Source organism: Pseudomonas sp. HP_08 (assembly GCF_055284095.1).
The window spans coordinates 60,911-73,307 of record NZ_JBTOQC010000019.1 but is presented as its reverse complement, the minus strand read 5'-3'; the positions used below and the strand labels follow the sequence as shown (position 1 = coordinate 73,307).

Sequence of the window (12,397 nt, the reverse complement as noted above, 5' to 3'; positions counted from 1 at the left end):
TGCACGGTGCATGACCTGCCTCTGCGTCAGAACTCTCTGCCAACCGTCTCGATCACTGATCCAGATCAATGCCTGGCTGTGCGCGGCGGATTAATCTTTCTCCATCGAACAGCAACACACCGGAGGAAGGCCATCATGTTCCTGGAAAATTCTGACACCGTTATTACCGTCGGTTACGTCACCCTGACCATGCTGGCCTTGTTCTTCACCGGCATGGGACTGTTTATCTGGAAAGACTCGCGCAACTGAGAGCCGGCTTTCCATCACGAGCACGCAAGGCATTTAGGGCGACTTCGGTCGCCTGTTTTTTTGTCTGGAATTTGAGGGGCTGTTTCGCGCGAACCCCGGTCGTTCAAACGGCCGGGGTTTTTCGGGTCAACCGAAGGTGATGGGCGGCAATACCGTCAATTCAACCGTCTGCTGCTTGCGGGGGGCCAGAATCTCGGCTTCGCCATCGACCACCAGATCATCGTTCTGGTTGAACACGCGGGTGGCGATGCGCACGCGGAACTTGGGCAGTTTTTCGAGGATTTCCAGGCGCACGGTCAAGGTATCGCCCAGTTTGACCGGCTTCTGGAAGGTCATGGTCTGGCCGATATAAATAGTGCCAGGCCCAGGCAGCTCGCAGGCGACGGCGGCGCTGATCAGGGCACCGCTGAACATGCCGTGGGCGATGCGCTCCTTGAACATGGTCTTGGCGGCGTACTCGGCGTCCAGGTGCACCGGGTTGTGGTCGCCCGACATGGCGGCGAACAGCTGGATATCGCGTTCTTCGACGGTTTTGCTGTAGCTGGCGGTCTGGCCGACTTCGAGGGCTTCGTAGGGCGTGTTGGTGACCTGGGTCATTCGATTATCCTGACTATTAAAAGAAAAGGCCGGTGCGTCATTCGGCTCTAGGCGGTCGTGGTTGTTCAATGGCCCATTGCAGCCAGTCGATCACGTCGCGCGTTACTTCATCACGGTTGGTTTCGTTGAACAGCTCATGGCGAGCATCGGGGTAGAGTTTAAGCTGTAATGCCTGATGACCCACCCCGGTCAAAACATGGGCCAGTCGTTTCAGACGCTTGCCATGGCTGACCGGATCACATTCGCCGCCGATTATCAGCAGCGGCAGCCTGGAGTCGATCTGCGCCAAAGCCTGCGGCTTGCTGATTTTTGCCAGCCCGCCCAATAGATCGAACCACAGCTGATTGGTGCAACGAAAGCCGCACAACGGGTCTTGCAGGTAGGCATCAACTTCTTGCGCATCACGGCTGAGCCAGTCGAAGCGGGTGCGCGCCGGCTTGAAATCCTGATTGAAGGTGCCGAACGACAGCCAGTCGATCAACGCGCTGCGCCCGCGCGGCCCTTGACGCAGGCGTTCAAGACGGGCGATCTGGCGGGCGCTGCGGTACAGGGCGACGGGCTGGTAGTTCGAGCCGCTGAGAATCGCACCCTGCAGGCTGGCGCCGTGATGCATCAGCCAGGCCTGGGCGATGTAGCTGCCCATGCTGTGGCCCAGCAAAAACAACGGCCGCTGCGGGTGCCGCTCTTCAAGGGTTCGGGCCATGAGCGCCAGGTCGCCAAGCACCTTGCTCCAGCCATTGTCATCGGCGAAATGCCCCAGCGTGCCCTGTGCGGCGGTCTTGCCGTGGCCGCGCTGATCATGGGCATACAGGGCGATGCCCGCCGCATTCAGGGCCTCGCCCAGCCGGGCATAGCGGCCACTGTGTTCGGCCATTCCGTGGGACAGCATGACCACGGCGCGCACGGACGACGCCGGCACCCAGGCATGGACGAACAGGCGGCAATGATCGTGGGTGTCGAGCCAGAAGGTCTGCTGTGTCATGGTCGTGTCCGCGAGCAACGGCGATGGGGTTCAGTGTATACCGGCAGGGGCTTGCAGGCCGATGGCGCGGTGCAATCAAGGGTGCATGGGAATATTGAGGTGCGTCGCAAATCGTGACTATTTGTAACCTTTCAGTCGCATTTGTGACTCGTGCTGACTCGTTTGCTGCTAGTCGCTGTTTGGCAAAGCTGCTAATCTCGGCCCGCTTTTTGACTCGTCATCAAGCGAAAGCGTGAATCGCATAACTCCAATACATTCACTCACCATCGCGCCTGCGATGGGCAGAGTTCGCTATCGCTAAGGAGCTGGCTTGCATGATCGAAAACTTCTGGAAGGACAAGTACCCCACTGGTGTGGCTGCCGAGATCGATCCTGACAAGTACCCGAATGTCCAGACCGTGCTCAAGCAGTCCTGCCAGCGCTTTGCCGACAAGCCAGCCTTCAGCAACCTGGGCAAGACCCTGACCTATGGCGAGCTGTATGAATTGTCTGGCGCCTTTGCCGCCTGGATCCAGCAGCACACTGACTTGAAGCCCGGCGACCGTATTGCCGTGCAACTGCCCAACGTCCTGCAATACCCGGTCGCGGTATTCGGCGCCATGCGTGCGGGCCTGATCGTGGTCAACACCAACCCGCTGTACACCGCGCGGGAGATGGAACACCAGCTCAATGACTCCGGTGCCAAGGCGCTGTTGTGCCTGGCCAACATGGCGCACCTGGCCGAGAAGGTGGTGCCCAAGACCCAGGTCAGGCACGTTATCGTCACTGAGGTGGCCGACCTGCTGCCAACGCTCAAGCGCCTGCTGGTCAACAGCGTCATCAAGTACGTGAAGAAGATGGTCCCGGCCTATCACCTGCCGCAGGCCGTGCGCTTCAACGATGCCCTGGCCAAGGGCCGTGGCAAAGCGGTCGCCGAGGTATCGCCCGCCAGCGACGATGTGGCGGTGCTGCAATACACCGGTGGCACCACCGGCGTTGCCAAGGGCGCGATGCTGACCCACCGCAACCTGATCGCCAACATGCTGCAATGCCGTGAACTGATGGGCTCGAACCTTAATGAAGGTTGCGAAATCCTCATCACGCCGCTGCCGCTGTACCACATCTACGCCTTCACCTTTCACTGCATGGCGATGATGCAGTGCGGCAACCACAACGTCCTGATCACCAACCCGCGCGATTTGCCGGTGATGGTCAAGGAACTGTCGAAGTGGAAGTTCAGCGGTTTCGTCGGCCTCAATACCCTGTTCGTTGCCCTGTGCAACAACCAGGATTTCCGCAACCTGGATTTCTCTGCGCTCAAAGTCACGCTGTCTGGCGGCATGGCCCTGCAACAGGCGGTGGCCGAGCGCTGGAAAGCGGTGACCCAGTGTCCGATCTGTGAAGGCTACGGCATGACCGAAACCAGCCCGGTGGCCACGGTCAACCCGATTCAGCACATCCAGATCGGCACCATCGGCATTCCGGTGCCGTCGACCCAGTGCAAGGTCATTGACGACGCGGGCACTGAACTGGCGTTCGGCGAAGTCGGCGAACTGTGCATCAAGGGCCCGCAGGTCATGAAGGGCTATTGGCAGCGCGTCGAGGCCACCGAAGAGATTCTGGATGCCGAGGGCTGGCTCAAGACCGGCGACATCGCGCTGATCCAGCCCGACGGCTACCTGCGCATCGTTGACCGCAAGAAGGACATGATCCTGATCTCCGGCTTCAACGTGTACCCCAATGAAATCGAGGACGTACTGGTCAGCCTGCCGGGCGTGTCGCAATGCGCGGCCATCGGTGTGCCGGACGAGAAGTCCGGTGAGGCGATCAAGGTGTTCGTGGTGGTCAAGCCTGGTATGACCCTGACCAAGGACCAGGTCATCGAGCACATGCGCGCCAACCTGACCGGCTATAAAGTGGCCCGCAGCGTCGAATTCCGCGATGCCCTGCCGACCACCAACGTCGGCAAGATCCTGCGCCGCGAACTGCGCGACGAAGAGCTGAAAAAGCTTGGCGTGAAGAAATGATGCAGGGCCACGTTTTGTTGCTGACATAACGCTGTCGCGCAGCAAACACTGGCCTTATGCAGGAGAGTGCTTGCCGGAGTGCCGGACCAGCGCGACCGGTGCGTCAGCAGTCTTAAAATTTCTGCGTTTCATCCATTCCTGTGGGCGCTTCGCGCCCAGTCGCGGGCAAGCGCGCTCCTGCAGGATCTGCGACAATCCCCGCTTTGCCCCTTAGACGTGACCTTGCGTACCTGATGACCGCCGAATCGCCCTCTATCGACCAGTTGTTGAAAAACCTCGACCACGCCATGAGCGGCGACCGTCACAAGCTGCGGCGTCAGTTGCATGAGCTGCGCAAGAAGCCCGACGAGGCGAAGCTGGCGGCGTGGCTTGAGCGCTTCCAGGCGTCCTGTGCCAAGGTCGAGGCGCGACGTCTCAGTGTGCCGAAGATCCGCTACGACGATCACCTGCCCATCGCTGCCAAGCGCGACGAGATCAAGGACGCGCTGCTCAAGCACCAAGTGCTGATCATCGCCGGCGAAACCGGCTCTGGCAAAACCACCCAGCTACCCAAGATCTGCCTGGAAATCGGCCGCGGCCAGTACGGTCTGATCGGCCACACCCAGCCGCGACGGATCGCGGCGCGCAGTGTCGCCACCCGGGTCGCTGAAGAACTGGCCACGCCTTTGGGTTCGCTGGTCGGCTATCAGGTGCGGTTCGAGGACCAGAGCGGCGACAACACGCTGATCAAGCTGATGACCGACGGTATCCTGCTGGCCGAGACCCAGAACGACCGCTTTCTTGAGCGCTACGACACCCTGATCGTCGACGAAGCCCACGAACGCAGCCTGAACATCGATTTTCTGCTGGGTTACCTCAAGACGCTGCTGCCGCGTCGCCCGGACCTGAAAGTCATCATCACCTCGGCAACCATCGACCTGCAGCGCTTCTCCGAGCATTTCGACAATGCGCCGATCATCGAAGTGTCGGGGCGCACCTTCCCGGTCGAGACCGTCTACCGGCCCATGACCAGCGAGCAGGACGAGGAGGGCAACAGCGTCGAGGAAGACCTGACCGTCGACCAGGCGATCCTGGCGACCCTCGACGAAATAGCCGCCGTGGAGCGCAGCGAGGGCAAATCGCCGGGCGATGTGCTGGTGTTCCTGCCGGGTGAGCGCGAGATCCGCGATGCCGCCGAAGTGCTGCGCAAGGCGCAGCTCAGGCACACCGAGATTCTGCCGCTGTACGCGCGCCTGTCGCCGGCCGAACAGCAGCGCATCTTTCAGTCGCACCCCGGCCGGCGCGTGGTGCTGGCCACCAACGTTGCCGAAACCTCGCTGACCGTGCCGGGCATTCGTTACGTGATCGACACCGGCACCGCGCGCATCAGCCGCTACAGCTACCGCGCCAAGATTCAGCGCCTGCCGATCGAGGCGGTGTCGCAGGCCAGCGCCAACCAGCGCAAGGGCCGCTGTGGCCGGGTCGAGCCGGGTGTTTGCTTCCGTCTGTACAGCGAAGAAGATTTTCTCGCGCGCCCGGAATTTACCGACCCGGAGATTCTGCGCACCAACCTGGCGGCGGTGATTCTGCAGATGCTGCACCTGCGTCTGGGTGACATCAGCGAGTTCCCGTTCATCGAGCCGCCGGATGGCAAGGCCATCAGCGACGGCTTCAACCTGTTGCAGGAGCTGTCGGCGGTCACCCGCGAGAACCAGCTGACGCCGCTGGGCCGCCAGCTGGCGCGCCTGCCGGTGGACCCGCGCATGGGCCGCATGCTGCTGGAAGCGGCGCAACAGGGCAGCCTGCAAGAAGTGTTGATCATCGCCAGTGCGCTGTCGGTGCAGGATGTGCGCGAGCGCCCGCCCGAGCGCCAGCAAGCCGCCGACCAGGCCCACGCACAATGGAAAGACGCCGACTCGGACTTCGCCGCGCTGGTCAATCTGTGGCGCGGCTTCGAGGAGCAGCGCCAGGCGCTGACCTCCAGCCCGTTGCGCAACTGGTGCCGGCGCAACTTCCTCAATTACCTGCGCTTGCGCGAATGGCGCGATGCGCACCGGCAATTGAGCCTGATCTGCCGTGAACTGAAACTGCCGGTCAACGCGGAACCGGCCGATTACCCGAAATTTCACAAGGCTATCCTGTCCGGTCTGCTCAGCCACATTGGCCAGAAGACCGAAGAGGGCGATTACCTCGGCGCCCGCCAGCGGCGCTTCTGGGTGCATCCGTCTTCAGGGTTGGGACGCAAGCGACCACAGTGGGTCATGGCCGCCGAATTGATGGAGACCACCAAGCTGTACGCGCGCATGGTGGCCAAGATCGATGTCGACTGGATCGAGCCGCTGGCCGGGCACCTGATCAAGAAAAACCACTTCGAGCCGCACTGGGAGAAAAAGCGCGGCCAGGTCGTGGCCTTCGAGCAGATCACCCTGTACGGGCTGATCATTGTCGGTCGTCGCCCGGTGCATTACGGCCCGGTGGACCCGGTGGTGTCGCGCGAGATGTTCATTCGTGAAGGCCTGGTGCGTGGCGATATCCTCTCCCGCGCCAAATGCCTGAGCGCCAACGCGCGCTTGCTTGAAGAGCTCGACGAGCTGGAAGCCAAGGCGCGCCGCCGCGACATTCTGGCCGACGAAGAAACCCTGTACGGCTTTTATGAAGCGCGGCTGCCGGCCGAGGTGCACCAGACCGCGACCTTCGACAGCTGGTACCGGGTACACAGCCAGAAAGACCCGCAGTTGTTGATCATGCGCGAAGAAGACGTGCTGGCCCGCGATGCCAACGAAGTCACCGCTGCGCAGTACCCCGACACCTTGCGCCTGGGCGAGTTGACCCTGCCGCTGACTTATCACTTCGAGCCCAACCACCCGCGTGATGGCGTGACCCTGCGCGTGCCGGCGCCGCTGTTGCAGTCGCTGCCCGCCGAGCGCCTGGAGTGGCTGGTGCCGGGCCTGCTGGAAACCAAGTGCATTGCGCTGGTGCGCAACCTGCCCAAGGCGACCCGCAAGAACTTTGTGCCGGTGCCGGACTTTGTCCGCGCCGCCCTGCAGCGCATCACCTTTGCCGAAGGCTCGTTGCCGCAGGCGCTGGGCCGCGAGCTGCTGCGCATGACCGGCGCACGGGTCAGCGACGAGGTGTGGAGCGAGGCCGCCGAGCAGCTTGAAGGCCATCTGAAAATGAACCTTGAAGTGGTCGACGGCAACGGCAAGTTCCTTGGCGAAGGCCGCGATCTCGACACCCTGACCGCGCGCTTTGCCGAAGCCGGACAAGCTGCGCTGGCCATGCCGAACACCGCGAAAAACCAGCAGCCGGTTGAAGCCAAGGGCTTTGCCGCCGTGGCCCGGCAGACCCAGCAGAAAATTGCCGGCCTGTCGCTGACGGTGTACCCGGCACTGGTCGAGGAGGGCGGCACGGTCAAGGAAGGGCGCTTCCCGACCCAGGCCGAAGCCGAGTACCAGCACCGGCGTGCCTTGCAGCGCTTGCTGTTGCAGCAACTGGCCGACACCGCGAAATTCTTGCGCGGCAAATTGCCGGGGCAAACCGAACTGGCCCTGTTGTACCGCGATCTGGGCCGCGTCGACGCGCTGATCGAAGACATCCTGCTGGCCAGCCTGGACAGCTGCGTGCTTGAGGGTGAAGAAACATTACCCCGCGACGGCGCTGGCTTGCTGTCGCTGGCCGAACGCAAGCGCGGCGACTGGGCCGAGCATGCCGAGCGCCTGGCGCGTCTGACCCTGGAAATTCTCAAGCTGTGGCACGGGCTGCAAAAGAGCTTCAAGGGCAAGATCGACCTGGCCCGCGCCGTGGCGCTTAACGATATCAAGGCGCAGATCGGCAAGCTGGTGTACCCGGGCTTTGTGCGCGAGACCCCGGCGCAATGGCTCAAGGAGCTGCCGCGCTACCTCAAGGCAGTAGAGCTGCGTCTGGAAAAACTCCCGGCTCAAGTGCAGAAAGACCGCGTGTGGAGCACGCAATTGATCGAGCTGTGGGCGCAGTACCAGGCCCGCGCCGACAAGCACGCCCAGGAAGGCAAGCGCGACCCGGAACTGGTCACCTGGCGCTGGTGGCTGGAGGAATACCGTGTCTCGCTGTTTGCCCAACAACTGGGCACCCGCATGCCGGTGTCCGACAAGCGGCTGAACAAACAATGGAGTCAGGTGCAGGGTTAACGTGACGTTACCGGTGCGATAGCGCCTAAATGCGGCGATATGTCACACTTTGCGCCTTGCCTGACCTGTCGGCCCCTACCTTTAAAAAGAGAGAAACGACCGTGTATAACGTCGTCATCAGTGGCACCGGCCTGTATATCCCGGCCCAGAGCATCTCCAACGAAGAATTGGTGCATTCCTTCAATGCATGGGTGACGCAGTTCAACCATGAAAACGCCGCTGCCATCGAGCACGGCGAAGTCCAGGCGCTGGCGCCCTCCGATGCCGCCTTCATCGAAAAGGCCTCTGGCATCAAAAGCCGCTTCGTAATGGACAAGCAAGGCATCCTCGATCCGCAGCGCATGAAACCCTCGCTGCCGGAGCGCAGCAACGATGAGCGCTCGATTCTTTGTGAGATGGGCGTGGCTGCCGCTGAACAGGCCTTGCAGCGCGCCGGCAAGACCGCCGCCGACATCGACGGTGTGATTGTCGCCTGCTCCAACCTGCAACGTGCCTATCCTGCCATTTCGATCGAGATCCAGGCCGCGCTGGGCATTCAGGGTTACGGCTTTGATATGAACGTTGCCTGTTCGTCGGCGACCTTCGGCATCCAGACCGCCTACAACAATGTGCACCTGGGCCAGGCCCGCGCCATGCTGGTGATCAGTCCGGAAATCTGCACCGCGCACCTGAACTTCCGTGATCGCGACAGCCATTTCATCTTTGGCGATGCCGCCACTGCTGTAGTGGTCGAGCGTGCCGATCTTGCCACTTCGGCGCATCAGTTCGAGATTCTCGGCACGCGCTTGTCGACCCAGTTCTCCAACAACATCCGCAACAACTTCGGCTTCCTCAATCGCACCGCCGAAGAAGGCATTGGCGCGCCGGACAAGCTGTTCGTCCAGGAAGGCCGCAAGGTGTTCCGCGAGGTGTGCCCGATGGTCGCCGAACTGGTCGGCAGCCACTTGCAGGACACCGGCTTGAATGTCAGCGACGTCAAACGCTTCTGGCTGCATCAGGCCAACCTGAGCATGAACCACCTGATCGTCAAGAAATTGCTGGGCCGCGAGGCTGATCTGGATGAAGCACCGGTGATCCTCGACACCTACGCCAACACCAGTTCGGCAGGTTCGGTGATTGCGTTCCATAGGTATCAGGACGATTTGCCGACGGGCGCACTGGGTGTGCTGAGTTCGTTCGGGGCCGGCTATTCGATTGGCTGCGTGATTCTGCGCAAGCGCTGTTGACATCCTCCCCCACCTCGCCTTGTTAGGCGCCGGCTTTCGCCGGAAAGGAAGGGGATTTCCTACTGCGTCAGCCGACGCGAGTCGGCTGCTCGCTTCGATGGGTTCCTGCTGCTGGCGGCACTGAAACACCACTCACTTCACAGGCGATCCGGCCAAGTGTCCTTGCCTTTGAGCAGTTCAATCCACGCTCACGGATATTCTTCGACGCCACCAGATCGGCGTTCTCTGTGTGGCCGCAGGCCACGCAGAGAAACACGCTCTGGCTTTTTCGATTGTCTGCGTGGGTATGACCGCATTCCGGACATTCCCGACTCGTGTTTGCCGGTGGCACAGCTACCAGCCATCCACCTTGCCAGGCGGACTTGTAATCGAGCTGGCGGCGAAACTCGCCCCAGCCCTGATCCAGGATCGACTTGTTCAGGCCTGATTTGGCCCGCACGTTTTGACCCGGTTCTTCTTGTGTGCCGCTCGCCGAACGACTCATGTTTTTGACCTGCAAATCCTCGACACACAGCATCGCGTGGTTTTTGCTGATGCTGTTCGAGGTCTTGTGCAGGAAGTCGTTTCTGACGTTGGCAATCTGGGCGTGAACCTTCTGGACACGTGCTTTGGCACGCTTCCAGTTGCTGCTGAATTTAACCTTGCGACTCATCTGACGCTGGGCTTTAGCCAGACGATGCTCATGTCGCTTGAAACTTGACTCCGGCTGGACGACAGTCTCTTTTTGTCCATCCCAGAGGGTCGCGAAACGAACCACACCAAGGTCGATCCCGGCCGCTGTCGTGGCGGGGTGGCATGTGAGTGCTACCTTGCGGTCCGTCTGGATAGAAACGTACCAGTGCCCCGCCTTTTGGCTAACGGTGACGTTTTTGACGAGCCCCAGAACCTTGCAGCTTTTTCGGTAATTCAACCAGCCCAATTTCGGCAGGGAAATCCGTTCCTGCTGCTGATCAAGCTTGATCTGCTTACCGTCCGGGAACTTGAAGCTGTCTTTCTGCCCACGTTTCTTGAACGTTGGGAAAGAAGCCTTCTTTTCAAAGAAATTCTTGTAGGAGCGGTCCGCGTGCTTGAGCGCGTGCTGCAAGGGATGCACGGGTGCGTCCTTTAGCCATGGGGTCTCATCGCCGTTGCGCCAAGCGGTCAATTGCTTGGCCATCGGGACGTAGTGAATGTACTTTCCGCCCGCCTCGAAGTTTTCCTTCTGGATTGCCAAAGCCTTATTGAAAACGAAACGAGTCATGCCAGCAAATTGCTGCAGCTTTCGCCGCTGCTCACCGGTTGGCTCGATTCTGAATTTGTAGGCTTGGACTCTCTTCATGGCATTGACTATAGTTTGGTCTATGAATAAAGCAAATGACATCAGAACAGGCAGGCATTGCGTTTTCGCAATGAATGTGCATTTGGTTTTTCTCACCAAATACAGGAAAGACGTCTTGACGCAGCCAATGCTGGAAAGCCTTGAAGGGCTGTTTCGGAAGGTTTGCGAAGATTTTGAGGCGCAGCTTGTGGAATTCAACGGCGAGGACGATCACGTCCACCTGCTGGTGAATTACCCGCCAAAAGTAGCCGTTTCAGGGCTGGTAAACAGCTTGAAAGGTGCTTCCAGCAGAGTACTTCGAAGCCAGTTTCCGGAGCTGGAAAAGTATCTTTGGAAGGGGGCCTTGTGGTCGCCGAGCTACTTTTCAGGGTCATGTGGCGGGGCACCCATTGAGGTCATCAGGCAGTACATCGAAAATCAGAACTCACCGAAAAAACCAGGCCGGCCTTGCCGGCAACGCTATCCTTCCCCCACCTGAAGGAAGGGGTTTGCCGCGTTCTTTGATCAGCCGAAGAAAGGGGTAGGGCGCTGGAAATTCCAGCGCCCCGGTGCAGCGGTTTAGAATTTGACTTCGGCGTCCAGTTGCAGGATGTCGACGTCTTTGTTGCGACCGCCACGGCTGGCGAAGTCGGCTTCGGCCATCATGTAGGTTGCGCCCAGGGCGAAGTTCTTGTCGATTTCATAACCGACCTTGAACTTGTGGCCACGGGAACCGGTGGTGCCGTTGGCGAAGTCCGAGTCGGTGAAGGCACCGACCACAGCGTTACGCTGCACGTCGCGGTAGTTGTAGTCCAGGCTGAAACCGAACGCCTTGGTCTTGGCACCGGCCAGCCAGGCGGTGTCGTGACCGTCGGTGGATTCGTCGTTGATCACGTACTGGCCATAAACGGCCAGAGGCACGGCCAGGCCGCTGACGTCGATCTGACCGAAACCTTCATACAGACGGAATTCGGTGCTGGTGTTGCCGTTGACCGACAGGGCGCAAGGCGTGGTGGTGGCGGTGCCGCACGCGCTGTCCTTGTCGTTGTCGTAACCGTAGACGCTACCGCCCAGGGTGACTTTCAGGTTGTCGATCGGAGCGAATCTGGCGCCCAGCTGGCCTGTGTACAGGCGCAGGTCGTTCTTGAATTCCACGCCGTTGCCGTCGACGTTGTCCTTGAGGGTGTAGTGACCGGCGCTGGCAAACAGCTCGGTCTTGCCGGCCAGTGGCAGTTTGTAGGTCAGGGCCAGACCTTCCGGGTTGATGTCGCTATCCCAGATGATGTCGCCCATGTTGACCCACGGCTGGTTCATCTTGCCGCCGATGACCGACAGGCCCTGGATGGCGGTCGGGTGGTAGTCGATGTACGCCAGGTCCAGCCAGATCGACTTCTTCGAGAAGTAGCCGTCCAGGTCCTGGTTAGTGGAACGGGCGTCGTTGCCGCCACCGGTGGCGATACGGATGCCGCTGTCGACTTGCGGGTTGATCTCGGTGTAGGCACCCAGACGTGCACGCACGCGCTGACGGTCCTTGTCACGGCCGCCATTGTCGGCTTCGCCGGCGATGTCGATGTTTTCCTGGCGGATACGCACGTCGCCCTTGATCTGAGTCTTGGCCGCCCAGGCGACTTTCTTCTCGAAATCGCTCTGCGTCGACGACTTGGTGGCGGCGGCAGCTTGCTGCTCCTTGGCCAGGTCGGCTTGCAACTCGGCGTGCTGAGCGGTGCTGATCGAGCCGTTGGCTTTGAGCATGTCGAGCAGTTTGGCATCGACTGCGGCGCTGGCCGGTACACTCATGGCCAGCGCGAAGCCGCCACACAGGGCCGCTGCAGTACGAATAGAAACAGGACGCATAATCTTCTCCAAGATGAGGACGCAGGTTCGTGTCGACCCGC

General features: G+C 60.7%; 9 protein-coding genes. 5 read left to right on the top strand and 4 right to left on the bottom strand.

The window, feature by feature from the left end; translation table 11 throughout:
* The first annotated feature begins 135 nt into the window (after positions 1-135).
* Entirely contained in the window at positions 136-249 is a 114-nt protein-coding gene (locus ACYAS9_RS17825) for a cytochrome c oxidase subunit CcoM (protein ID WP_463569591.1), read from the top strand.
* Positions 250-375: 126 nt separating this feature from the next.
* On the opposite strand, the gene ACYAS9_RS17820 is transcribed toward ACYAS9_RS17825, so the two are convergent.
* Both ACYAS9_RS17820 and ACYAS9_RS17815 read right to left on the bottom strand, forming a co-directional pair.
* A complete protein-coding gene (locus ACYAS9_RS17820; protein ID WP_463569590.1) occupies positions 376-846 on the bottom strand; it encodes a MaoC family dehydratase in 471 nt (156 codons plus the stop codon).
* Positions 847-883: 37 nt separating this feature from the next.
* Positions 884-1,828, bottom strand: a complete 945-nt coding sequence (locus ACYAS9_RS17815; protein ID WP_463569589.1) for a lysophospholipase — start codon at positions 1,826-1,828, stop codon at positions 884-886.
* A 314-nt stretch (positions 1,829-2,142) separates the two neighbouring features.
* Between ACYAS9_RS17815 and fadD1 the strand changes: the two genes are divergently transcribed.
* The 3 genes from fadD1 to ACYAS9_RS17800 all read left to right on the top strand — a co-directional run bounded on the left by fadD1 (position 2,143) and on the right by ACYAS9_RS17800 (position 9,205).
* Positions 2,143-3,834 carry a long-chain-fatty-acid--CoA ligase FadD1 gene (gene fadD1 / locus ACYAS9_RS17810; RefSeq protein WP_463569588.1) on the top strand — a complete coding sequence of 564 codons (1,692 nt, stop codon included), beginning with the start codon at positions 2,143-2,145 and terminating at the stop codon, positions 3,832-3,834.
* A 233-nt stretch (positions 3,835-4,067) separates the two neighbouring features.
* Positions 4,068-7,979: an ATP-dependent RNA helicase HrpA gene (gene hrpA / locus ACYAS9_RS17805; protein WP_463569587.1), complete on the top strand. Its 3,912-nt coding sequence runs from the start codon at positions 4,068-4,070 to the stop codon at positions 7,977-7,979.
* 101 nt (positions 7,980-8,080) lie between these two features.
* Complete coding sequence (locus ACYAS9_RS17800) at positions 8,081-9,205, top strand: beta-ketoacyl-ACP synthase III (RefSeq protein WP_463569586.1); 1,125 nt, start codon at positions 8,081-8,083, stop codon at positions 9,203-9,205.
* A 67-nt stretch (positions 9,206-9,272) separates the two neighbouring features.
* On the opposite strand, the gene ACYAS9_RS17795 is transcribed toward ACYAS9_RS17800, so the two are convergent.
* Positions 9,273-10,523: an RNA-guided endonuclease InsQ/TnpB family protein gene (locus ACYAS9_RS17795; protein ID WP_463569585.1), complete on the bottom strand. Its 1,251-nt coding sequence runs from the start codon at positions 10,521-10,523 to the stop codon at positions 9,273-9,275.
* A 22-nt stretch (positions 10,524-10,545) separates the two neighbouring features.
* Between ACYAS9_RS17795 and tnpA the strand changes: the two genes are divergently transcribed.
* On the top strand, positions 10,546-11,001 hold the full coding sequence (tnpA, locus tag ACYAS9_RS17790; protein WP_463569584.1) for an IS200/IS605 family transposase: 456 nt from the start codon (positions 10,546-10,548) through the stop codon (positions 10,999-11,001).
* An 80-nt stretch (positions 11,002-11,081) separates the two neighbouring features.
* Here tnpA and ACYAS9_RS17785 read toward each other — a convergent pair whose 3' ends face one another.
* The gene (locus ACYAS9_RS17785) at positions 11,082-12,356 is read right to left on the bottom strand and encodes a putative porin (RefSeq protein ID WP_463569583.1); all 1,275 of its coding nucleotides are present in this window, start codon (positions 12,354-12,356) and stop codon (positions 11,082-11,084) included.
* Positions 12,357-12,397 lie beyond the last annotated feature (41 nt).